13 protein-coding genes and 1 pseudogene are annotated in these 25117 nt (G+C 36.5%); 8 read left to right on the top strand and 6 right to left on the bottom strand.

The features are described from left to right. Window positions 1-41 precede the first annotated feature (41 nt). Window positions 42-896 carry a helix-turn-helix domain-containing protein gene (locus tag AAA926_RS05660; RefSeq protein WP_338212072.1) on the top strand — a complete coding sequence of 285 codons (855 nt, stop codon included), beginning with the start codon at window positions 42-44 and terminating at the stop codon, window positions 894-896. A gap of 127 nt (window positions 897-1023) precedes the next feature. On the opposite strand, the gene AAA926_RS05655 is transcribed toward AAA926_RS05660, so the two are convergent. Continuing rightward, window positions 1024-3171, bottom strand: coding sequence for a PTS sugar transporter subunit IIABC (locus AAA926_RS05655; protein ID WP_338212071.1), 2148 nt, complete (start codon window positions 3169-3171; stop codon window positions 1024-1026). A gap of 613 nt (window positions 3172-3784) precedes the next feature. Further along, window positions 3785-4687 (bottom strand): LysR family transcriptional regulator, encoded by a 903-nt coding sequence (locus tag AAA926_RS05650; protein WP_198179643.1) that lies wholly within the window; start codon window positions 4685-4687, stop codon window positions 3785-3787. A 105-nt stretch (window positions 4688-4792) separates the two neighbouring features. Here AAA926_RS05650 and AAA926_RS05645 point away from each other — a divergent pair, with 105 nt between their 5' ends. From AAA926_RS05645 to AAA926_RS05635, 3 genes are all read left to right on the top strand, one after another. Further along, the gene (locus tag AAA926_RS05645) at window positions 4793-6034 is read left to right on the top strand and encodes an MFS transporter (RefSeq protein WP_338212070.1); all 1242 of its coding nucleotides are present in this window, start codon (window positions 4793-4795) and stop codon (window positions 6032-6034) included. A 5-nt stretch (window positions 6035-6039) separates the two neighbouring features. Further along, the gene (gene vprA, locus AAA926_RS05640; protein ID WP_338212069.1) at window positions 6040-7479 is read left to right on the top strand and encodes a vinyl phenol reductase; all 1440 of its coding nucleotides are present in this window, start codon (window positions 6040-6042) and stop codon (window positions 7477-7479) included. Between the two features lie 311 nt (window positions 7480-7790). Continuing rightward, the gene (locus AAA926_RS05635) at window positions 7791-8399 is read left to right on the top strand and encodes a hypothetical protein (protein WP_338212068.1); all 609 of its coding nucleotides are present in this window, start codon (window positions 7791-7793) and stop codon (window positions 8397-8399) included. A 184-nt stretch (window positions 8400-8583) separates the two neighbouring features. Here the strand turns inward: AAA926_RS05635 and AAA926_RS05630 are convergent, their stop codons facing one another. The 3 genes from AAA926_RS05630 to AAA926_RS05620 form a co-directional block, all read right to left on the bottom strand. Further along, a complete protein-coding gene (locus tag AAA926_RS05630; RefSeq protein WP_338212067.1) occupies window positions 8584-10029 on the bottom strand; it encodes a glycoside hydrolase family 1 protein in 1446 nt (481 codons plus the stop codon). A 15-nt stretch (window positions 10030-10044) separates the two neighbouring features. Further along, a complete protein-coding gene (locus AAA926_RS05625; protein WP_338212066.1) occupies window positions 10045-12021 on the bottom strand; it encodes a beta-glucoside-specific PTS transporter subunit IIABC in 1977 nt (658 codons plus the stop codon). A 145-nt stretch (window positions 12022-12166) separates the two neighbouring features. Next, entirely contained in the window at window positions 12167-13036 is an 870-nt protein-coding gene (locus AAA926_RS05620) for a PRD domain-containing protein (RefSeq protein WP_338212065.1), read from the bottom strand. 251 nt (window positions 13037-13287) lie between these two features. Here AAA926_RS05620 and AAA926_RS05615 point away from each other — a divergent pair, with 251 nt between their 5' ends. The 3 genes from AAA926_RS05615 to AAA926_RS05605 all read left to right on the top strand — a co-directional run bounded on the left by AAA926_RS05615 (window position 13288) and on the right by AAA926_RS05605 (window position 20372). Beyond that, on the top strand, window positions 13288-14241 hold the full coding sequence (locus AAA926_RS05615) for a class A sortase (RefSeq protein ID WP_198179631.1): 954 nt from the start codon (window positions 13288-13290) through the stop codon (window positions 14239-14241). A gap of 265 nt (window positions 14242-14506) precedes the next feature. Next, on the top strand, window positions 14507-16369 hold the full coding sequence (locus AAA926_RS05610) for a MucBP domain-containing protein (protein ID WP_338212064.1): 1863 nt from the start codon (window positions 14507-14509) through the stop codon (window positions 16367-16369). A 523-nt stretch (window positions 16370-16892) separates the two neighbouring features. Continuing rightward, the gene (locus AAA926_RS05605; RefSeq protein WP_338212063.1) at window positions 16893-20372 is read left to right on the top strand and encodes a MucBP domain-containing protein; all 3480 of its coding nucleotides are present in this window, start codon (window positions 16893-16895) and stop codon (window positions 20370-20372) included. Between the two features lie 51 nt (window positions 20373-20423). On the opposite strand, the pseudogene AAA926_RS05600 reads toward AAA926_RS05605, so the two are convergent. Next, window positions 20424-20607 (bottom strand): annotated as a pseudogene (locus AAA926_RS05600) (IS3 family transposase); the annotation flags it as partial. Window positions 20608-20820: 213 nt separating this feature from the next. Here AAA926_RS05600 and AAA926_RS05595 point away from each other — a divergent pair. Beyond that, the gene (locus tag AAA926_RS05595) at window positions 20821-25092 is read left to right on the top strand and encodes a MucBP domain-containing protein (RefSeq protein ID WP_338212062.1); all 4272 of its coding nucleotides are present in this window, start codon (window positions 20821-20823) and stop codon (window positions 25090-25092) included. The last annotated feature ends 25 nt before the right edge of the window (window positions 25093-25117 follow it).

Here is a 25117-nt window from a genome sequence, read left to right as displayed (position 1 = left end):
AATTTCATATATGACACAAAAATTGGCAAGTGAGGTAAATTATGACTATTGGTGCGTTACTTAAGCAGTATCGTCTAGAAGCTGGCAAAACTCAACGCGCATGGATTGGTGACGTTATCAGCCCCTCTTTTTACTCCAAAGTAGAAAAAGATCTGACGCGCATTTCAGCGGCAGACCTAATTGAATTATTACGGCAAAATCACGTTGAAATTGCTGGCTTTTTTAAACAACTTGATTACCAAGCTGAAAATGAGACTAATTTAAAAAATAAGATTGATACGCAAATTATAGATGCTTACTATAATTTTGATATTAAGCGCCTAGAAGAAATCAAACAGGCAATTGCCAATAGCAGGCTTGCTAGTAAAAATGAGTTAATGCTAAGTGTGAATGCAATCTTAGCTATTATAGATGGTACCAAAGAAAAATTAAGTACTGCAGAAATCCAACAATTAAAAAATAAATTTTTTAACGAGGAGAACTTTACTCGCAAAACACTCACAATTTTCCTGAATTGTATGTATTTCTATGATTTTGACAGCAACTTGATTATTACTAACAAAATTTTTCACCAATTTAAAGACAGCGATAATAATAAGGTACAGTTTACGGTATTGGGAGTTCTAATCAATATGATTAGTATGTGCCTAGATAAAAATAAATACCAAGAAGCCAGGAATCTAATAGCAAAGTCCCACGAAATTCATACTCAGCCAATAACTTGCTTTAGTAAAATGTCACTTTTAATTTTAGAAAATATTATTGACTATCATTTTGACCCTAAACAGGTTTATTTGGATAATTGCGCAAGACAAATAGAAGAATTTTACTTAATTGGCATGACTGAACTTAGTAAGCAATGGCAAAAAGTGGTAGATGAGCAAATTGGCAACTAAACCCTATTTCACATTTGCCATCAATTTAATTTTTGAGTAAAACAAAAACCAGGCTTTCTAAACGAAAAGCTTGGTTTTTCTACACGCAGCAATATGTTCTAACGTAGAAATGTGACGTAATAATCAATTATTTTTTAACAAACAACTGCGCTACTTGATCTTTAGCAGCAACTTTACCATTTTCTAAAACTTTGACATCTAACAATCTGTCAGACAGAGTAGCTACGAAAATAACGTCAGTTGCTTTTCCAGCAGATTTAATTTCTGTTAAATTCATCTCTGCCAGTTTGTCGCCCTGATGGACTTGTTCTTTTTCAGAGCAAAGAATTTTGAAGCCTTTGCCTTTAAGCTCAACAGTATCTAATCCCATATGCAAAAGATACTCAATGCCATTTTCATCTTTCATGCCAATTGCATGTTTGGTAGGAAAAATAGATGTTATTGTGCCATCAATTGGAGCATAGATATTGCCGTTTTCAGGCAAGACTGCAAAGCCTTTACCAACCATTTCTTTAGAAAAGACCCCATCATTTAAGGTTGGCAATGATTCCAATTGTCCATCAGCAGGAGCAAATAGTGCGATTTCTTGACTCGGACCCGTTTCAACTGACTTTTGAACTTTTTTATCGTCTGAATCTAACTTCAAACTTTTTACTGGCTTAACTGCATTTGTAACATTTTTTGGCGCTCTGCCACTATTAATCAAATCCATTACATTTGTTTTAATGTTGCCGACAGTGGTGCCATAAATTACCTGAACAGACGCACCGTTAACTACTGTTCCGGCAGCTCCCGTTGAGGTTAAGGTTTCTTTATCTACTAAATTGCCGTCTTTAACTGTTACCCGCAGCCTTGTGGCACAGTTGTCAACATTCACTAAATTATCAGTTCCACCTAGAGCTGCTACTATTTCATAAGCTACTTGCTCATCCTTAGTTAGAGCAGTGAATTTCTTGTTATCAACATAATCTTTCTTGGTTTTTAAAGTAGTATCTTCTTTACGACCAGGCGTATTGAGATCGAACTTAGTAATTACAAATCTAAACAAGAAGTAGTAAACAACGAAATAAGCAATACCTAAGAAGATAACTGGAACCCAATTAGTTCTAGCATTTCCGGGTAACACACCGTAAAGAATAAAGTCTATTAAGCCACCGGAAAAGGTAAAACCTACTCCCACTTTCAGCAAGGTCACAAAGACTGCAGAAAAAGCGAAAAGTACACAGTGAACGCCAAAATATAAAAATGGTGAGGCAAATAAAATAGTAAATTCCAGTGGTTCGGTAATTCCAGTTAAAATGGAAGTTACTGCAGAAGATACTAAAAGTCCCTTAATTTCACTTCGTTTATCTTTACGGGCTACAGAATACATTGCCAGGGCAGCTGCTGGTAAACCAAAGATCATTTCCGGAAATTGGAAGGAAAAGAATCTGGCAGCTTCATACGAAATCTTACCGCCAGCAGCCAATTGTGCAAAGACAATGTTTTGGGCACCTTGTACGGTATGTCCAGCAACAACAGCCGTTCCACCTACCGCTGTTTGCCAAAATGGCAAATAGAAAATGTGGTGTAAGCCAAATGGTATCAACATTCTGTAGATTAATCCGTATAGAAAGGAACCAACTACTCCTGATTTAGCAATAAAGAAGCCCAAAGTAGAAATTCCTGCAGCAAAATAAGGCCAAATATATGAAAGCAAAATTCCTATTATTACGCCAGAAACCGCAGCGGCTATTGGCGGAAAGTGAGTACCGCCAAAAAATGAAATTACATCAGGTAGTTTAATATTGTAGTACTTATTGTGTAGCCATACGACTATTAAACCAATGATAATGCCCCCAAACACTCCCAGGTTCATGGTATTGTTAAAACCCAACACATTTGTAATTAAGCCATTAACCTTTTTTAGCTGACTCAGGTCTCTGAGATTTTTAATTGAACTGGTTAAGGAAGCGTACATTAAAAAGTAGCCTACAACCGCAGAAAGCGCAGCGACCCCTTTTTCACTTTTTGCCATTCCCAACGCTATAGAGACAGCAAATAGCAACCCTAGATTGTCGAAAACAACGGAGCCACAGTCATTTAAAATGCTTAAAAACCTATTTAACGGCATCCCTGGCGATAAAATGCTCTCCAAGTGATACAACTTTATAAAAGTCGGACCGGTAAAAGAAGCACCCAATCCTAGAAATAATCCCGCTATCGGAAGCAACGAAATTGGCAACATGAATGTCTTGCCAACCTGTTGCGCCTTAGCATAAATTTTTCCCTTCATTATTTTCCTCCTGTATCTGTTTAAATACTCCAGATCAGATGTTCTCATTAAGACAAAATATAAACAATCCTTTGTGAATCGTAAAAACTATTTTTTTCTGTATTTATAATGAAATGCTTTTTCCTATGCTTAATATCCTTCAAATTAATACTAACCTGACCTGCCTATTTTTAAAAAATCTTTCTATAATTTTTCACGCAGAACTATCAAAATAACTATTATTTTATAATTTTAAAAAATATAGCTATATTTTAAAATAGTTCTTTCGCTTATAAAATATTTAGCATATAGCGAGAAGACATAGAAGAATTTAAAATAATTAACTACTTTTACTTATGTTTTTTAGAATAGAAAGGATGTTTATATTAATAGAAAAGTGTAAAAAAGGTACAACAACATTGTTAAAGTGATTGATGATCACTTTTGATTTTAGAAAATATTATTGACTATTATTTTGACCCTAAACAAGTTTATTTGGATAATTGCACAAGGCAAATAGAAGTGTTTTCCTAATCGGCATGACTGAATTTAGTAGGCAATTGCAGGAAAAGACCGGTGACAATTTAGTATAAACAACAGTTAGTTTCACCATTTAATTTGGAACTAGCTTTTTTTAATTAATAATATTTTTTCTAATTACCTGTTCCAGCACATCACTAATCCAGCCAGCGTTACCTGGTTCATCGTCTCTAAGATAAGTCAGCCCATAATAATAAATACTTTTATATTTTAAGGGGCGATAGGAGACAAAGTTAACATTTTTGTTAATGCAAAAATTGGGAATTATTCCAACGCCTTGTCTTGCCTTAATAAAGTCATACATTAAAAAGTACTCATCCACCCATTTAATCTGATCAGGTCCTAATTTAGACAAAACTGTTTGATTAAGCTGATAAATATCTGGCAAAGAACGGTCAGTATACGGTAAAAGAATTTTTTGACGACAAAGTTGGTTAAGGGAAATAGTTTCATACTTTTCTAGAGGATGGCCAAATGGTAATGCAACCCAATATTTGACAGGTACATACGGCTTAAAAACGACATCATCTGAGTCCTTAATTACATCACTGGTTAAAAGTGCCAAGTCTATCTTGCGCTCTTGCAACTGGGATAAATAATCAACCAAAAAATTAATGATGAAAGTAAAGTCGTAATCCTTACACTGTAAATTAAATTTTTGCAAAAACAAAGGGATAATGTAGTGTTCTAAGGGATTAGCCGCCATCCCTATCCTTATCTGAGTGAGATCAGCAGATGCCGACCTATGTTGTAAATAATCTACAGCACTATCTCTTTTTTTTAAGATATCTAAAGCTATTTGATAAAAATATTTGCCGGCATCTGTAACCATTAATTTATGGGGAGAGCGATCCAGCAACTTTACATTAACTTCTTTTTCCAACTCCTTGATGTTTTTGGAAATAGCTGACTGTGAAAAGTCTAATTTACGAGCTGCCACGGTAAAACTTAAATTGTCGACAACATAGATAAAACAGCGCAATTGTGAAAAATTCATATTTTATTATTCCTTTTTGTACTTTCTTATTCCATTATGCGTTAAGAAAGTGCCTTTAGCAATGATACTATGTGATTAAATTCATTAAGGAGGTAATTTTAATAAATGAAACAGAAAGTTTATCCGTGGCTAATTGTCCTGTTTTCCGGATTGATGTGTGCGGTGATTGCCAATACTTATACTGTCATGATGAGTCTCTTTTTAGACCCATTAGTACATGCATTGCATGCACCTTTATCAGCAGTATCATACTTCATGACTATCACCATTATTTCAATGTCATTTGGATTCGTTCTGGTAGGTCGCTTTATCACAAAAGTCCATTTTAATTGGGCATTAGCATTAGCCGTCATCATGACAGCCGCAGCGGTAGCAGTTTTATCACAAGCCCGCAATCTAATCGTATTATATTTAACTGCTGTAATCATAGGATTAGGATGTGCCTTCACGGGTTATATTGTTCAAGGCATTTTGGTTAATAATTGGTTTGTTGCTAAGAAAAACTTTGCATTTTCATTGTGTGCCGTTGTTGTTTCTGTTTATCTAATGTTTTCTAGTTCTTTTACTACTATCTTAATCACCAAACTGGGTTGGCGTTCTGCACTTCTGACACTAGGATGTATTAGCCTAGTTATTGGCTTACTTGGCGCTTTCATCATGAAACTTCGGCCTGAAGATATCGGGTTAAAAGCATATGGAGCTGAGCAAGTTCAAGGTAATACAGAAACAGCGTCTATTCATGCAGCACCGCAAATTAAAACCAAGTCTGTTATTTTTTCAGCAGCTTTTGTTTTGGTGTTACTATTCTATGCCTTGGTCGAATTTGGGGGCAATATTCAAAGTTTAATCCCGGTTTTTACAACTCGTAGTGGTTTTGGCCCTACTGCAGGAGGATTAATTATTACTCTAATCAGTGCAGCTGAAATTTTTGTTACTCCCCTTTTTGGGATTACTACAGATAAATGGGGTAGCAAAGCCGTAGCTGCTTGGCTGATATGTCCAATAGCAGCAATGTTGCTCTTCATTTTAGCTGCTAACACAAAATCTTTTGTTTTACTGTACTCTGCTGCCTTACTAACAACTGCTTGTGCGACAGTCATGGGAACTGGTGAGCAAGTATTTGGTGCTGAAATGTTTGGGCCAGCGTTTGATATTGGCTACTCTAATGTTAGTGCCATCACAGGTGTTATAGGAGCATTTGCCACTCCGATCTTTAGTTACATTTATGAAGGCAGCAATTCATTCATAGTAGTTTTCATTGTAGTAGCAATAATTTATTTCATTGCTTTAATCATCCCTCTAATTGGACCAAAATTCCGCTTAAGATTTGAAAATAAAGGAGAATAAATATTATGACTAAAAAATATGACGTGATTATTATCGGTGGTGGTCTTGCAGGTTTCGCAGCAGCCACAGATGCAGCAGACAGAAATTTAAATGCCCTAGTGCTAGAAAAAGGCAGAACAACTGGCGGAACTGGTAATTATGTTGAAGGTGTTTTTGCTGCAGAATCAAAATTGCAAAAAGAGGCAGGAATTGATATTAAGCGTGAGCAAATTCTTCAGTTGGAAATGGACTATTCACACTATAAGGCTGACCATGAAATGTGGCGCCACTATATTGACCACTCTGCAGAAAATGTCGCTTGGCTCCAAGAACACGGTGTTCAGTTTGATAAAGTTACAGAAATGGGCACTGATTTGCCAACTTGGCACTTATTCACAGGTCATGGTAATAAGGCAATCCATGAAGCATTAGAGCCGTACGTTGAAAAAAATAATATTGCGATTAAAACTTCTACTCAAGCAGTTGACTTAAAGCATGACGCTGACGGCAGTTGGACTGTCATCGCTAAAGACTTAGCAGCAGGCAAGGATATTACTTTACAAGCTAAAAACGTAATTTTAGCTACTGGTGGCTATTTAAATAATCCTGAAATAATGAAGAATGCCAATAAATTCAACCCTGAACGGATTGTACCAGTTAACTCTGGCAAATCTACAGGTGATGGTCTAAAAATGGCATGGAAGCAAGGAGCAAAACACTTTTTTACCGGCATGACAATGAATTTTGGTGGTCAAATTCATGACTCACAAACTCCGACATTTGAATTTGCATCATGGGATCTGGGCAGCGCTGTCTGTGATGAACCTATTTTATGGGTAAATGAAGCTGGTAATCGTTTTACCAATGAGTTTGATTGCGTAAGTAATTGGGCTAATGAAGGAAATGCTATGATTCGCCAAGATCGCGTTTTTGCCATTCTAGATCAAAAGACTATTGATGATTTTACTGACAAAGGATTTCCACTAGATTTACACCCCTTTTATGAATTACCCAATTATCCGCACTTGCGCGACAATGTTAAAGAAGCCATCACTAAAAACTACGACTTTATGAATTCTGCTCCAACGCTAGCGGAACTGGCAGAGAAGATCGCCGCTCCTAATCTTGAAGAAACGATTAATCATTATAATGATCTTGCTGAAAAAGGCGTTGACACTGATTTTGGTAAGGATAAGAAATACTTACTGCCAGTTGCACAAGGTCCGTTTTACGCAATAGAATTGGCTGTGGGTGCCTTTACCACCGGAGACGGTTTAAAAGTTAACTTGAATAATGAAGTATTGAACGACAAAGGTCAGCCAATTGAGCATTTATATGCAATCGGCAGTGACGGCTCAGGCGTAATTTATGGCGATACCTATGGCGTTAAAGTTCCTGGTAGTCATGCCGGTTACTGTGTTTACTCAGCCAGAAATGCGGTTAAAAATTTAACGACTAATTTGTAAAATAAGCACTGATTAAGATATTTAGAAAATAAAACCAAACTTTCTTATTGAAAAGTTTGGTTTTTATTTTTGCGGGAATTAGACAGACAAGTTTTAAACTTCGTTAATTAATGCAAAAATGCTAAAGCATTTTACTATATCTAATCAAAATTGTAGTTACCATACCATTAAAATAAATATAAATATTGCAATATTTTAGTAAGCTGACAAAACTTTTCTTTTTAAAATATAAGCTTCATTAATCAATACTTAAAATTGATAATAGTTGTATAATATATTCATATAAGGAGTTTAAGATTAAGGAGTTAAAAATGAAAAAAGTAAAAATAAAAAAACTGTTTTCTCTTGTGATTATCTTTTTCGGGCTCGGTACTTTAGGTTTAACAACTGCGGTTATGCGTGCAAGTGCAAACGGTGAAAATAAAGTAGAAACTGGTAATAAATACGGGTATTTAAAAAAGCCCGTCTTTCCTAAGAGCTGGAAGGGCTATTGGGGAGGAAAGAGTAATTACCGCTATATTATCCATGAAAAATATGGTGATATTCTTGGTAATTGTGGTATTGCAGAATACGGTTATGTAAAAGGGACTCATAAATATCCTTGGCAGATGTCTGCAGAATGGAAAAGAAAATGTACTGAAAAAAGACTATTTCTTCACGCTTATCGGAGAACATGGACTCATCATAATGGAATCAAATGGGCTATTTTAGGTAATCCTTTATCTAAACCTATTCAAAAATATGATTTTGCTATTACCTGTCGCACTGAAACGATTAAAGGCAAAAAATACCGTGTGTTATTTGAAGCTAGCCCAATAAGCTTCAAGACAACTAGTCAATATTTCAGAACAAAAAAATTAACAAAAAAATATGGTCATCATCAGTTTAAGGATATGAAATATTCAGCTAAATTTAAATAATTATAAAGCAAAAAGGGCGGCAAAGGCCGCCTTTTTAGTTGTAATTATAACTTTTTATTTTGGCTTTATTTCACTAAATTTAAAAAGCAATTGAACCTTCTGAATTTATCTTCAAGACCATGACAACTAAAAAGCCCCGAAATTGAGATGTCTTAGTTTCGGAGCTCTTATTAATCTGTCAAATTTACCCTAAATCAGCACCGTTAGTAGAAATAACCTTCTTGTACCAGTCAAAAGACTTTTTCTTGTAGCGCTTAAAGGTTCCGTGGCCTTCATCATCTTCATCAACATAGATAAAACCGTAACGTTTCGACATTTCACCAGTTGAAGCACTGACCAAATCAATACAGCCCCAAGGAGTATAACCCATAACATCAACGCCATCGTCTATTGCCTGGGAAATAGCTTCGATGTGTTCACGCAGGTAGTCAATCCGGTAATCATCAGCCACATAATGATTTGCATCAGGCTTGTCTACTGCACCCAGACCATTTTCAACAACGAAAACTGGCTTTTGATAGCGATCGGACAATTGGTTTAAGGCAATTCTTAATCCTGTTGGATCAATTTGCCAGCCCCAGTCGCTGCTCTTTAAGAATGGGTTCTTAACGCCGCCCGTTAAGTTGCCGTTAGTAGTTTCTTGGTTTTCATGGGTAACGTCAACTACAGATGACATGTAATAGCTAAAACCAATATAATCAACTGGGTATTGAGCTAGCAATGCCAATTCATCATCAGTGTAATCAATGTCAGATAATTGCACACCTTGACGAGCTAATAAGCTCTTAGTATAAGCAGGATAATGTCCTCTTACTTGAACATCGGCACAGAAGAAGTTATTAGCCTGATTATCTTGCAGTGTAGCCAATTGGTTCTTAGGATTTGAATCATAGCTGTAAGTAGTAGCGTATAAAATCATGCAACCGATTTTCATATCAGGATTGAGTTCATGGCCAATCTTAACAGCCTTTGCACTAGCAACAAATTGGTTATGCCATGACTGGTAAATATTTTTCTTATCGTCAGCGCCATTACTTGTCGTTAAGCCTTGACTCATTATTGGAAAGTGAGCAGCACTGTTAATTTCGTTGAAAGTCATCCAGTACTTAACTTTGTCTTGATAACGAGTCAAAACGGTGCGGGCAAAGCGCTCATAGAAGTCAATTAATTTCTTATTCTTCCAGCTGCCATACTCAGTAATTAAATGAAGAGGTAATTCATAGTGAGAAATAGTAATTACAGGCTCAATATCATGCTTTAAGCATTCATCAATTAGTGAGTCATAAAACTTAAGTCCCTCTTCATTAGGAGTTTCTTCATCCCCATTAGGAAAAATTCTGGACCAGGCAATTGAAAAGCGGTAGCACTTAAAGCCCATTTCGGCAAAAAGTGCAATGTCCTCTTTATAATGGTGATAGTGATCAATACCAATGTGGTTAGGATAAACATAATCTGAATTAATCTTAAAATCAAAATCAGGTGAAGCAATGATTTTCATTCGGTCCTTACCGCCAGGTAAAACATCTGGCAAAGATAAACCTTTACCTCCTTCTTGGTAAGCACCTTCTAATTGATTGGCAGCAGTAGCACCGCCCCATAAAAATCCTTTAGGAAAATTATTTGTAGTCATTGTTATCTCCTTTCGTTATTTCAGGTCTAATAATGGATCCCCGATAGTTATTGTACCATTCGCAACGGTATTAACTTCATGGTAATTATTAGAATTAGTAACAATTACTGGTGTTGTAGTTTCAAAGCCAGCTTTTTTAATAGCTTCAAGGTCAAAATTAATAAGAGGCTCACCTTTTTTGATACTCTGACCTTTTTTAACTAAAGTAGTAAAGCCTTTGCCATCAAGCTCAACAGTATCCATACCAATATGAATCATTACTTCTGCGCCACTAGTCGATTTAAGACCAATTGCGTGACCGGTAGGGAAAACCATTACTACTTCTCCATCAAGTGGTGAACATACTTTACCTTCTTGTGGTTCAATCGCAACGCCTTTACCCATTGATCCACTGGAGAAGACTTCATCTTTAACCTCGCTTAATGGCACAACCTGTCCATTTAACGGAGCTACCAATTTTTCTTCCTTATTATATGAAACTTCTGGTTTAACATTTGCGGAACTTGCAGAATTGTTTGCTGCAGCATTATTATCTGTACCTGCATTTGTAGCTGTCGCTAAGGCAGTTTGTTCAGTTATTGGTGCATCAACACTGTTTTTACCAAATAGCATTTGGAAAGCAAAGCCTAAAATTGTTGCTATAACCATTGCTAAAATTAAACCATAAACGCCAGTATCAATACCATTTTTACCAATAGCGTCTGGAATTGAGAAGATTCCCATTCCGGCCATCTGGAATACTTTTACTTGGAAGAAGCCAATGATGCCGGCCCCAATTGCAGATGCAATACAGCTTAAAATGAAAGGCTTCTTTCTTTCAAGGGTGACACCATAAATAGCCGGTTCAGTAACCCCAAAAATACCAGAAACAAAGGCTGGAATTGCAATACTGCGGGTTTTTTCATCTTTAGTTTGGAAAATAATTGCTAAAACAACGCCTGTTTGGGCAAATGAAGCTGCTAAAGATAAGCCTAAAATTGGATCATAACCTAAAGCAGCAATATTGGTCATCATAACTGCCACAAAGCCCCAGTGAACGCCAAAGATAACAAATACTTGCCAGAATGCTCCCATTAAAATGCCGGCAACAATTGGGCTGAAGTGGTAAACAGCACTGACAGCAGCTGCAATAGCGTTGCCTAACCAGGTAGCAACAGGACCAATGACAATAAAGGTAACAGGAATAGTAATTAGTAAAACCATAAATGGCACTAAGAAAGTTTTGACAACATCAGGAATAATCTTTTTAGCCAATTTCTGCACTTTAGAAGCAAACCAAATTGACAGGATAATTGGAATGACTGATGAAGTATAGTTCATCGAAATTACCGGAATTCCCAAAAAAGTCATGTGAATTGGTGCTTGGAGAATAGTACCCTTAAATACAGTAAACAGAGTGGTTTTACTGCTGGCCATTGCGACAATTGTAGGATAGCAAAGTGCAGCACCAATTGTTGCACCTAGATAGCCGTTCATGCCGAACTTTTTAGCTGCTGAAATTCCTAAAATAACTGGCAGGAAGTAGAATAAACTGTCACCAATGGCATTTAAAATAATGTAAGTACCAGAAGTTTGTGCTTCCCAGCCAAAAGCTAAGAACATAGCATTAAAGCCCTTGATCATACCGGCAGCACACATTGGCCCTAAAATCGGGTTGAAAATGCCAGAGATTAAATCAATAAACTTATCTGCTAAACTCATGTTGCTGGTATCTTCATAATCATCGGGTACGCTGCCGCCACCAGAAAATCCGCCTACTTTAACCAGCGTGTCATAAACATCAGCGACATTATTGCCAATCACAACTTGGTACTGACCACCGGATTTCACAATAGAAATTACGCCATCAGTGGCCTTTAATTTGGCATCATCAGCCTTTTTCATATCTTTTAATTTAAAACGCAAGCGCGTAGTACAGTGAACAACACTGATCACGTTATCTTTACCGCCAACATCAGCGATAATTTCACGACTTAGATCCTCGTAAGCCATTTTTTCCTCCTAAATATCAAAACCCGAGAACCTCAAGAAAGCACCTCACTAATTTGCTGTGAGATTTTCACCTGAAGTTCTCGGGTTAATGCCTGTAAACAGTAACACACCGTTTAAACTTATAAATTATTAAAATATAGTAAATTTAATTCTTCTGCGATTGAGCATCTTTTTGTCTATGCGTTACCCGCCAGACATGAAGAGTTAAATATACCTGATCGTCAGGCTGCAATTGCCAGCCTGCCTGCTTGTATAAGTACGTGCCGATTTTTTGAACAGTATCATACGCCTTTTTGTACTTGACTTTCATTAATTCAATCAAGGAATGATCAAGCTCACTGCCTGAATCCTGGTCGCTTTCACCACACATATGCCTTACCATAAAGGCACGTAAATGGGTCATGAACCTGTTGAAGTTAAACGATTCAGTATCTAGCTGCATTCCGTATTGATATTGAATAATATCAATTACTCCCTTAATCAGTTTAGTAATTTTAATCGTGTCCTGCAGCTTTGTTTGACCAGAACCTGCATTAATGAAGTGATACGTCAGATAAGCTGCTTCGCTTTGAGGAAAATCTAGCTTGGTTTCTTCCTTCATTAACTTTAAGGCTTCCTGAGCCGTGCCATATTCCTTAGGAAATATTTTTTTCATTTCCCAGCCAAGCGTATCTTGGCCTAATTCAATATTTCCTGTAGCACGGGTTAACATAAAATCAATGTGATCAGCTAATACCAAAAATTCATAATCAGAAAAAGTGATCTGTAATTTTTGGCTTGCCAAATTAATCACTTCAGTCGTTAACTTCAAGGTTCGCTGATCAATATCTTTCACACTGTCAATCATCTTAATGTTCTTTTCAACAGCTACGAAACGGCGTGAAATTTTGTCCTCATCAATGGGATCGCCGACTTTTTTGCCAAAGCCAATCCCGTTGCCAATCACCACCCAATCTACTCCAGCCTTATCAGACACCAAGGCAGCGTTGTTGTTAAAATTTTTAACAAATTTCACTTCAACTACTTCCTTTCCAATAAAAAAACCTACAAACAGTACCAAAAAAGTATTGTTCATAGGTAATGCCTGATCAAATCAGTAACACGTCTACTTACAGCTGATATTATAAATCAGTATTAAAGCGATTTCAATACTTATTTGATTATTTTTTTTAAGTGTTTCAATTCGAGATAAATAATTGTACTTTACGCAAATTTATACTTAAATAGTAGCAGAAGACTAATAGTAGTTTAAAGAAAAGGGATCAAATGGCAAGTAAAAAGCAAGCAAAATCTTCAAAACAGCAAATATGGTCTACTATTCGAGTGTTACTTTTAGGTGCCCTTTTTTATCTGGGCGTAACTTTAATCTTTTTCGGCTCCGGTTTTGGCAACTCATATGTAGTTCAGCAAAATGCGGAAAAAGCAAATACCACTTTAACACAAAAGAAAGCAGATAGAAATAAAAAACGCAAAACAAGTTATGATGCCAGCAAAACCAAATCAGTTAGCGCAGCCAGCGTCCTTAGAGCCAAGCAAATCAAGGCATACGCTATTGGCCGCATTGCTATTCCTGCTGTTAATATTCATAATCCCCTTTTTGCCGGTTATGGCGATCAAAACCAGAACTTGGAATACGGTGTCGTTACCTGTCTGCCGGATCGCGTCATGGGCGGCGCTAATAATTATGTGCTTGCAGGACACTATATGGGGTCTTATGGTCCTGCAGTTTTGGATAATTTGCATCTGGCTCACCCTGGTGACCTCATCTATGTCACAGACTTGCATCATATTTATGTATATAAAATAAAAAGGATGTCTTTTGCCATCAAACCAACTCAAGTTGAAGTTGAAAACAATGTGCAGGATAAGAGTATGATTACCCTAATTACATGTTCAGACTTTAACACTTCCAAATACGGTTACGGTCAACACCGTACAGTTGCACAGGGCGACTTGATCAGCAAAATGAAAGCAAGTCAGCATAATTTAGCTCTTAGCGAATTGACTGCTAAGCCAAAGCATAGTAAAAAAGAACATCAAGTATCTTTGAAAAACAATAAACAGCACAAGAAAATTAACAAGGCTGTTCAAGTCCGCGCAAATGCTAAACCAAAATTTTATCAAAATATGACTTTCATCAGAGCAGTAATTATTATCTTTAACATTGTTTTTGTCCTGGCCATAGGCTGGCGATTTGTTCACATCTGGTTTTTAAGATAAAGATTAAAAGGTTAACTATATAATAGTAGTAAAATTATCTATTTCGAAATAGTCATCTTTGTTAATCCATGCTATACTGAGGTTAACACAGTATTATGAGGATAGTATTTGGTTGCGGTTACTTTGGTGTAAATAATTATGTTTATTTTTACAAACTTCTTTAATTTAATCATTATAATAATCATGTTATTTCAAAGTAAGCGTTCTATTAAAAGAAAAAGCCAAATTTACTGCTATTTGGATTAGTAAAGAAGATGATGACTAAATGACGACTAAAACCCGAGAATCAAGCGACTTGAATGATACAATTGAGCCTGCATTTAAACTGCAAAATTCTGTCTCAAATTCCAACACACTTGACAGCTGGATGCCAGATAAAGTTTTACAGAAAATCGTGGCCGCTAATTTAGGTCAACCAATTAAGCAAATTACCAAAGAAAGTCTTGCCAATCTGACAGAACTCAGCTTAATCGCACCAAGCGAAATGCCTATCGTTCATGGCAAACGGAAATATGCTATTTCCCCTGCTGAATATCGCTTGCGTTTGCGGCTTAAATCACTGGCCGGATTAGAATATGCAACTAATTTGGTTAAAATAAATCTGGCTCCTGACCGTCAGCTAAACAGTGATTGGTGTCACCGAGCTGTTATTAATTCAACTTTAGCGGATATTTCTGCTTTAAAAAATTTGTATAAATTAACCAATATTAATTTAGAAATGTGCAACTTGCATGATATTTCTGCCTTAGCAAATAAGCCACAATTGGTTCAACTAAATCTCTCATATAATGCAATTACTGATTTTTCACCATTAAAATCGAATAAGCAATTAATTGAAAGTGGTAGTCTAAAGCTAAGAAAACAAATAATATTGGCAGAGCCAGTTCACCTAACTGCAGGAACTACTTCTTACACGTCGGGCCCTTACCAGCTGCTTGATTTTAATGGCAAAAACATGACACTTAAGGTTGAGACTGGTAAGCACCTTAGTTCTAAATATCCAGTCAAGCAATATTCCAGCAATTGGAGTGATCATGTCGGTCAAGTCAATGGTAAACAAACCGTAACATGGGATCTTTCAGGATTACAGTCAGATGATAGTGCAGCAATGACCGTTAAGTTCTGTAGTAGTAATTCAGCGCAAGAGCCAATAATTTCAGGCTGGTACATTATCCCGTTTAGAATTGTCAGCGGGCAACCTATTACTATTCACTTTAAAGATGACGCGGATAATACCATTGCATGTCAGCAGAAACTATATGGTGATGTTAATACCAGCAGTACTATTACTATTCCGACATTTACTGGTTATTCAATTAGTGCCAAAGCAGTTGATGGGACTACGACACCAATTAGTCAGGGCTCTGTCACTGCTACTATTACCGCCCAACCACAAGAAATCACTCTAATTTATACTCGTAACAAGGCAGCAGATATCACCGTCCATTATCAAGATGAAACTGGTAAGCCAATCGCTCCTGAAAGCACAATTAGCGGCGTCTTTAGTGAACAAAAAATAATTCAACCGCAGGATATTTCTGGCTATACACCGAGTCATTATCAAATTGACCACAATGGTATTTCACACCATCCGGGAAGCGTAGCCATTGTACTTAACAATCAACCGCAAGAAATTACCTTCTATTATAATAGGGAAAAAGTTTCAAATGTGATTGTTCATTATCAAGATACTGCTGGCAAAAAAGTTGCTCCAGATGAAATTTTAAGTGGCTTTGTTAATGATCAGCAAACTGCTTCGGCATTAAAACTGCCAGGATATACTGTTAAACTTAAAGACTTTAACGGTTCACATATTGATACTGATTTAAATACAACTGCAATTACGCTTAAGCAAAAGCCACAGGAGCTAACCTATATTTATAATAAAAATATCTTAAGTAGTAACAACACCGTTAAAGAAGAGAAATCGCAAAAATATAAACATAGGCAAAAGACTCATATTAATAGTAAGATACAATCAATAGTTAATAAGAAAAAAGACGTTCGCCAACCTAGTGCTAAAGCAATAAAAGGCTGGCAATTAGGACTGTTAGCACTGGGTTTAATATCATTATTCAGTGTTTTAGGATTAGCTATTATTTATTACAATAGAAAAAGCAAACATTAAAAATTAGCACTCTATAAATGTACTTATAGTGTGCTTTTTATATACAATTTTATCATTACTATGCAAGTACTTAGGACAATCTAGGTGTAATAAATAGTCAACAAGTAACTTGAAATGTAAACAAACTTACACCTAATATACTAGTGAAATGTTTTACATGACAGTTGAATACACAGGTTCAGCTAGTGAAGGTGGTTGGTTAATAGTTCCATTCATGGTAGTTGATTAATTTAGACTATTAAAAAATTAGTCATGCATGTTGTCTCTTTTCATCATATTTAGTAAAGAGCACATAATTTAAGATTCATAAAATATCACTGAAACTATAGTTAATTAGACTGCTGTGTAAAAGCACTACAAAAAGTATCCGAATAAGCTATCCAAGTCACAAAAATAGTAGGAAAATACTTAAAGCAGTCAATATGAGTACTGGGTTTTTAGTCTAGCCTAGCTGAGTTTGACTTTTGCCTAAGCCAGCCATATACTAAACCTATATTAATATGCAGTTTAGAAGAGGAATTATATGAATACACATAAGAATGCTAACAAGCAAGGAGAAAAAATATTGCTCGGCGGCGTGGCCGCAGCTGCTTTAGGCTTAATTAATGCCAAACCCCAGACGGTGAAGGCAGCTAATCAGAATGGCACGCGTGCCACCAAGAAGACTGTGAGAAGAGCAGTCAAGACTAAATTAAATTACCAAACAGAATCCACTGGAACCAATTCGGAAACTGAGGGTGAAACTGCTACTGCCGATAACCCCACTGATCAAAAGAGCGACAATCAAGCAGCTGATAGCGAGACTAATGCGGGTACAGGTAGTATAGGTATCTCAAGCAATACTTCAAAAACTGGACAGAACCAAGCTGATGTTAATAACAGTTCAGCAAGTGAAAATAATCAAGACACAACTGCAGGCAATACCAGCTTTTCAGGCACAAAAGACAGTATAAAAACTGAAAAACTTGAAAAAGCTGTCAAAAGAGATAGCGGAAATCCTACCATATTAACTGGTGTTTGGCTTGGCGTAGATGTAACTTATCAGCCAGGACGTGGAATATACACCATTAAAGGTAATAATCAAACTATTGATGGCATTCCCGGTAATTCTATTAATATTTTTTCACTAGCAAAAGATGGTCCTGGTCTTTTTGCTCACCCACTTTTTTCAGATAAAAACCAAATTAAAGAAGTTGATTTTACAGGTCCTCTTAACTTTAGAGGTACGATGCAAAGTATGTTCTTTGATTTGTCAAGTTTAACCAAAATTACTGGATTAGAAAATCTGAATACATCTAATGTAATTAGTATGAATGGCATGTTTGCCGGTTGCTCAAGCCTTAGTTCAATTGAGGGAATAAATAAATTAGATGCTTCCAAAGTAACTGATATGTCCTATATGTTTGAAAACTGCGGAAGTTTAACTAGCTTAGATTTAAGTGGTTTAAATATCGGTTTAAATATTAACAAGAATGGTAATAAAGATGATCCTATTACCATGAAAGAGATGTTTAGGGGTTGTTCTAACCTTAAAAACCTAATTTTACCAGATAAAATCGATACTTCTCAATTTACTGATATGACAGGTATGTTTTATGGCTGCTCAAGTTTAGATTCTGTAAGTTATCCAAGTTCCAATAATTCAGCAGATCCAGAAAATCCAAAAGTAGACCTAACCAAGTTTAATACTAATAGCCTACAATATATGGCTTACATGTTCAGTAATTGTTCTAGCATAACAGACTTAGATTTATCTAGTTTTGACACTAAAAATGTCACTTTAATGGATGACGCATTTAGTGAATGTAGTAGTTTAACTGTGTTGAATATTGCAAACTTTAATATGGAGAGGGTCGAACATTATGTATCACTTAGTAATCTTCTAAATAATTTGACTAAGTTGAAAAAACTAGTGTTAGGTAAAAATTGTAAGTTTACAAGTGAGGATAAAACTGCTGGTCTTAATACTCCGGGAACGTGGGTTAATGTTGGTAACGGTAACGAAAAGGATCCAGAAATGAGTAAAAAATGGTCTTCCACCGATTTAATGAATAATTATAATGGTGAAACTGATCACGATACTTATATCATGTTCTATGACGGCTACCCTGTAAAAATTCATTACGTATACCTTGATAAAGAAGAAAAACAACACCCAATTTTAGATAAAGATGGAAAATCATATGACTATGTAGTTGCTGGCAATAAAGGTGACTCCAGCAAACCTATTGAGACTAAAAATATATATGGCTATACTATCCATTCCATTTTGGTCAATAAACATGAACAATCTAGTAATGACAAAGTCACAGTCACATTTACTGATCACGAACAAGATGTTGATTTCGTTTATGAAAGAAAACAAGGTAAATCTATTAATGTTAATTATTTATACTATGTGGATGATAAAGGCCATACAAAACCTCTTCTTGATAAAGACAATAAGCCGATGAAGGAAAATGTTGCCGGGGTACTTTATGGTGATCAGAAAGATATTATCCCTAAACCAGTACCTGGTTACACGATTAAGCAAATTAACATCAATGGCGCTAAACAGCCTGGGACTGATAAAGCAACTGTTAGCTACTCTGAGAAAGAGCAAACTGTCGACTTTATTTATGAAAGAAAACAAGGTAAATCTATTAATGTTAATTATTTATACTATGTGGATGATAAAGGCCACACAAAACCTCTTCTTGATAAAGACAATAAGCCGATGAAAGAAAATGTTGCCGGGGTACTTTATGGTGATCAAAAAGATATTATCCCAAAACCAGTACCTGGTTACACGATTAAGCAAATTAACATTAATGGCGCTAAACAGCCTGGGACTGATAAAGCAACTGTTAGCTACTCTGAGAAAGAGCAAACTGTCGACTTTATTTATGAAAGAAAACAAGGTAAATCTATTAATGTTAATTATTTATACTATGTGGATGATAAAGGCCACACAAAACCTCTTCTTGATAAAGACAATAAGCCGATGAAAGAAAATGTTGCCGGGGTACTTTATGGTGATCAAAAAGATATTATCCCAAAACCAGTACCTGGTTACACGATTAAGCAAATTAACATTAATGGCGCTAAACAGCCTGGGACTGATAAAGCAACTGTTGGCTACTCTGAGAAAGAGCAAACTGTCGACTTTATTTATGAAAGAAAACAAGGTAAATCTATTAATGTTAATTATTTATACTATGTGGATGATAAAGGCCATACAAAGCCTCTTCTTGATAAAGACAATAAGCCGATGAAGGAAAATGTTGCCGGGGTACTTTATGGTGATCAGAAAGATATTATCCCAAAACAATTATCTGGTTACACAATTAAGCAAATTAACATCAATGGCGCTAAACAGCCTGGGACTGATAAAGCAACTGTTGGCTACTCCGAGAAAGAGCAAACTGTCGACTTTATTTATACTAAAAAGCCAGACACTAACAACCCTAATACTAATAAAGTTAGAGCAGCAGATGTAACTGTTCACTATAAAGACGAATTTGGTAATACTATTGCTTCCGATGAGATACTGAGTGGCTATGTTGGCGATGGCTATACTACTGAAGCTAAAAATATTTCTGGCTATACCTTAAAGACGAGACCAGATAATGCCACGGGACTCTTTAGCACTTTCCCGCAAGATGTAACTTATATTTATACTACGATAGGTACAAACAAGACACCAAATATTAATGAGCCTACTACTCCTACTACTCCTAATACCCCTAATACCCCTTCTAAAACGCCTAAAGAAAATAATCGGAAGGTAAAAAATGAGAAGGAAAACAAGAAAGAAAAAAAGAAAAAAGCTTTCAAACCAACAGTAAACAACAATTTGTCTCAAAAGCAAGGCAGTTCAAGCGTTACTAAAAATCAAAAAACTGCTGCTTTACCACAGACAGGTACTAATAAGCATTCCAGTTTAGCTATGCTTGCAATAGGAAGCTTAACTTTAGTTGGTGCACTAAGTGCAGCCTGGTTTAGTCGTAAGAAAATTAAATAAAACTCATCAGTAAAAATATGAAGTGAAACTAAAAAGTTAGACATTTTAATATTACGCAAAATTCAATGCACGATTCCGATATTTGATCGGAGTCGTGTATTTTAGTTTGTTTGATCTTCTAATATGATTGAACCAGTAAACATAATCATGCAGTACTCCCACTTTTCTTCTAGTGAATTGATCTTAGTTTTCCCGGTGCATTATCATGACAATTGCCCTTGCGTAATATGCTTTGCTTACGTCAGTCAAAGAGTTTTGGCGCGCGAGATGCTTACAAAGCAGTTGTATATTTAGTCATTAAAAAAGTACTCCCAATAGTTAGATTTATGTCTAAATATTATGAAGCGCTTCAATTTTAACGGGTGCTTTTCTTTTATGCAGTTTGACATTGATTTAGCCGAGCCATATACTAAACCTATATTAATATGCAGTTTAGAAGAGGAATTATATGAATACACATAAGAATACTAACAAGCAAGGAGAAAAAATATTGCTCGGCAGTGTGGCCGCAGCTGCTTTAGGCTTAATTAATGCCAAGCCCCAGACGGTCAAGGCAGCTAATCAGAATGGCACTCGTGCCACTAAAAAGACTGCGAGAAGAGCAGTCAAGACTAAATTGAATTACCAAACTGAAGCTGAGGGTGAAGCAACTTCTGATGATGAGCCCACTGACCAAAATAGTAGCATCCCAGAAACTGGACAAGTCCAGGCTGGTACCAATAGCAGCACAGCAAGTGAAAATAATGCAGATGCACGCAATACCAGCGATCCAAGCACTACAGACAATGCAAAAGCTGATTCTGCTGACTCTGCACAATTTAATTCTGTTAACGCAATTCGTGACAGCAATACTATCTTCTCAAGTACTTGGGAAGATATACCTCTCACGCTTAATAATGGTGTTTTATCACTTGGTGAAAAAGATAAAACCTATACAATTGACAATTCGGCCAATAACAACATTAGCATTAGCCAAAATATTAGTAACATAACACCAGACGATATCACTGAAATTGATATTAATGCCCCTATCACAATTAAGGGATCGGCAAGTCAGCTTTTCTATAAATTAAGCAATCTAAACGTAATTAAAAATTTAAACAATCTAGTTACTAATGATGTAACAGACATGAGTTTTATGTTTGCTAATTGTCTTAAGTTAGCAACCTTAGATCTTTCTACTTTTGATACCACTAATGTGTCTAACTTCAACGGAATGTTTGGTGGAGATACTGATTTAAGTAGTATAAATTTATCAAGCTTCAAAATTACTGATAATAGCAAAATGAACACCATGTTTCGTTTCTGTTCAAATTTAAAAAAATTAGTCTTGGGTAGTGGCTTTAAAATTCCAGAAATTAAAGGAAAACCAGATTCATTTTTGCCTGATTTGGGAACTTGGGTAAACATGGGGGTTGATCAGGGCTCTCCAGCCAAAGGCACTAATAAGTGGTCTTCAGCCGATTTAATGACCAAATATCAGGGCTCTACTGATCACGACACTTATGTTTGTTTTGCTAATCTAGGCGGTACCGTTACTGTCCATTACCAAGATGAAGATGGCAAGCAGCTAGTTGATCAAGATGGTAAGCAAATCCCTGATGAAAAACTTTTCGGTAACATTTCAGACTCAGTAACTGTTGACACCAGCAAGGAAATTGCCGGTTACACCTTCAAAGAAAATAAAAATTCAGATGTAAAAGCATTTATCTCTGACCCGCAAGATATTACTTTGGTCTACTCTAAGAGTAAAACTGATAACACTTGGGAAGGCGTTCCTTTTACCTTTAATAATGGCATCTTATCACTAGGTGAAAAAGGCAAAGACTATTTAATTGACAACATCGCCGAAAAAGAAATTGGCATTAATAATAATATAAATAATATAAATACTGATAATATTACTGAAATAGATATTTTGGGAAAAATAACAATTAATGGGCCAGCTGATTCATTATTTGATACTCTTCCTAATTTAACTCAAATTAACGGCTTAAATAACCTCATTACTTCAGATGTCACTGACATGAGCTACATGTTTGCCAATTGTCCAAAATTAGTTTCATTAGATCTCTCAAGTTTTGATACTAGCAAAGTTGCATTCTTTTCTTCTATGTTTTATGCAGATACTGACCTATCTAGCGTAAACTTATCTAGTTTTACAATTACTGATGATGCTGTAGATTATAGTTTGTTTGATTCATGTACAAATTTAACTAAATTAGTTTTAGGTAAAGGTTTTAAATTCACTACAACGAATGATCTACCAAATGATTCACTTCAACAGCCAGGAACTTGGGTAAACATGGGAGTTGATCAGGGCTCTCCTGCTAAAGGAACAAATATATGGTCTTCAGCTGATTTAATGACCAATTACCAAGGTGATAGAGACCATGATACTTATGTTAGATATACTGGTGGCACAGTAACTGTTCATCGCCAAGATGAAGATGGCAAGCAGCTAGTTGATCAAGATGGTAAGGAGATTCCTGATGAAAAGCTTTTCGGCAACAGTTCAGACTTGGTAACTGTTGACACCAGCAAAGAATTTGCTGGCTACAAGTTCAAAGAAAACAAGAATTCTGATATAAAAGCATTTATCTCCGATCCACAAACTATCACTCTAGTTTATTCTAAAAATAAAACTGATAACACTTGGGAAGGAGTTCCTTACACCTTCAATAATGGCGTCTTATCGCTAGGTGAAAAAGGCAAAACCTATACAATTGACAACACCGCCGGAAATGAAATTGGTATTAATAATAATATAAGTACTATAAATACTGATAATATTACTGAAATAGATATTCTGGGAAAAATAACAATTAATGGGCCGGCTGATTCATTATTTGATACTCTTCCTAAATTAACTCAAATTAACGGTTTAGATAACCTCATTACTTCAAATGTCACTGACATGAGCTACATGTTTGCTAATTGTCCAAAATTAGTTTCATTAGATCTCTCAAGTTTTGATACTAGCAAAGTTGCATTCTTTTCTTCTATGTTTTATGCAGACACCAACTTATCTAGCATAAACTTATCTAGCTTTATAATTACTGATGATGCTATATTAGATGGCTTGTTTGATTCATGTACAAATTTAACTAAATTAACTTTAGGCAAAGGGGTTAAATTTCCTCTAGACGGAGAACAACCTGAAGATTTACTTCAACAATCAGGTACCTGGGTAAATATGGGTGAAGGAAATGGTTCTCTGGCCAAGGGTACTAATCAGTGGTCTTCAGCTGATTTGATAACTAAATATCAAGGTGACAGAGACCATGACACTTACGTTAGGTATACTGGTGGCATCGTTACTGTTCATCGTCAAGACGAAGACGGCAAGCAGTTAGTTGATCAAGATGGTAAGGAAATTCCTGATGAAAAACTTTTCGGCAACATTTCAGACCCAGTAACTGTTGACACCAGCAAAGAATTTGCTGGCTATAAGTTCAAAGAAAACAAGAATTCTGATATAAAAGCATTTATTTCTGACCCGCAAGATATTACTTTGGTCTATTCGAAAAATAAAGCTGATAACACTTCTGACACTTCGGATGGCTCAAATGGTTCCAACAGCTCCGATAGTTCTGATAGTTCTGATAGCTCAAATGGTTCTAACAGCTCTGATAGCTCTAATGGTTCTAACAGTTCCAATAGCTCCAACAGCTCTGATAGTTCAAATGGTTCCAACGGCTCTGATAGCTCTAACGGTTCTAACAGCTCTGAAAGCTCAACCGGTTCTGAAGGCTCGACTGGTTCCGAAGGTTCAACCGGTTCTGATAGCTCGACTGGCTCTGAAGGTTCAACCGGTTCTGATAGCTCGACTGGCTCTGAAGGTTCGACTGGCTCTGAAGGTTCGACTGGCTCTGAAAGCTCAACTGGTTCCGAAGGTTCAACCAGTTCTGATAGCTCGACTGGCTCTGAAGGTTCAACCGGTTCCGAAGGTTCGACTGGCTCTGAAGGCTCACAAGGCTCTGAAGGTTCAACCGGTTCTGATAGCTCTAACGGTTCCAATAGCTCTGATAGTTCCAACGGGTCTGGCTCAAACGGCTCTGGTTCTAATGGCTCAAATGCTTCTAACACTACCGGTTCAATTGTCAACAGCCCAGCAGCCATAGCGCCTGCCGTTACTGTTCACTATCAAGATGAATATGGCAACACCATTGCCCCTGACCGCGTAATCCAAGGCCGGATTGGCGATGGCTATACTACTGGTGCCGAGACTGTTTCTGGCTATACTTTAAAGACTCGGCCTGATAATGCGACTGGTTTCTTCATCAACAGTCCGCAAAGCGTGACCTATGTTTACAGCAAGAATGATGGTAAAACTAATAACTCCACCACTGCCCCAGCTGGAAACCAGACGCCGACTGACAATGAGCCGACTCCAATTCCGACTAGCAAAAAGAACAAGAAAAAGAAGGCACCTAAGAAGGCAATTAAAGGCCTTCATGCCAATAAACAGAGCAAGAAAGCACCTGCCAAATCAATCAAAGGTCTCACAGCTAACAAGCATCAGGCTAACCGCCCTGCTAAACTGGCGGCTGCAGATCGCAAATTAAACAAAAAAGGCAAGCTGGATCAAGACAGCAGCACTGATGCGTTGCCGCAAACTGGTGCCGAGAAGCACAACAGTTTAGCCATGCTGGCACTAGGCGGTTTGGCCTTGGCCACTGCTCTGGGTGCTGCTTGGTTTGAGCGTAAGAAAGACTAAATATATTCCGACAAATAAAAAACGT

The sequence above is a fragment of the Lactobacillus juensis genome, from assembly GCF_036246285.1.
In the GTDB taxonomy this organism is placed as follows: Bacteria; Bacillota; Bacilli; order Lactobacillales; family Lactobacillaceae; genus Lactobacillus; species Lactobacillus juensis.
The sequence above is the reverse complement of the archived record's forward strand: the minus strand, read 5'-3'. Positions and strand labels throughout refer to the sequence as shown.

Bases quoted from the DNA above. Each gene is read 5' to 3' on its own strand.
- AAA926_RS05610 (WP_338212064.1), top strand. From the start codon at position 14,507: ATGACGACTAAAACCCGAGAATCAAGCGACTTGAATGATACAATTGAG.
- AAA926_RS05645 (WP_338212070.1), top strand. From the start codon at position 4,793: ATGAAACAGAAAGTTTATCCGTGGCTAATTGTCCTGTTTTCCGGATTG.
- vprA (WP_338212069.1), top strand. From the start codon at position 6,040: ATGACTAAAAAATATGACGTGATTATTATCGGTGGTGGTCTTGCAGGT.
- AAA926_RS05650 (WP_198179643.1), bottom strand. From the start codon at position 4,687: ATGAATTTTTCACAATTGCGCTGTTTTATCTATGTTGTCGACAATTTA.
- AAA926_RS05660 (WP_338212072.1), top strand. From the start codon at position 42: ATGACTATTGGTGCGTTACTTAAGCAGTATCGTCTAGAAGCTGGCAAA.
- AAA926_RS05625 (WP_338212066.1), bottom strand. From the start codon at position 12,021: ATGGCTTACGAGGATCTAAGTCGTGAAATTATCGCTGATGTTGGCGGT.
- AAA926_RS05655 (WP_338212071.1), bottom strand. From the start codon at position 3,171: ATGAAGGGAAAAATTTATGCTAAGGCGCAACAGGTTGGCAAGACATTC.
- AAA926_RS05595 (WP_338212062.1), top strand. From the start codon at position 20,821: ATGAATACACATAAGAATACTAACAAGCAAGGAGAAAAAATATTGCTC.
- AAA926_RS05635 (WP_338212068.1), top strand. From the start codon at position 7,791: ATGAAAAAAGTAAAAATAAAAAAACTGTTTTCTCTTGTGATTATCTTT.
- AAA926_RS05605 (WP_338212063.1), top strand. From the start codon at position 16,893: ATGAATACACATAAGAATGCTAACAAGCAAGGAGAAAAAATATTGCTC.
- AAA926_RS05630 (WP_338212067.1), bottom strand. From the start codon at position 10,029: ATGACTACAAATAATTTTCCTAAAGGATTTTTATGGGGCGGTGCTACT.
- AAA926_RS05615 (WP_198179631.1), top strand. From the start codon at position 13,288: ATGGCAAGTAAAAAGCAAGCAAAATCTTCAAAACAGCAAATATGGTCT.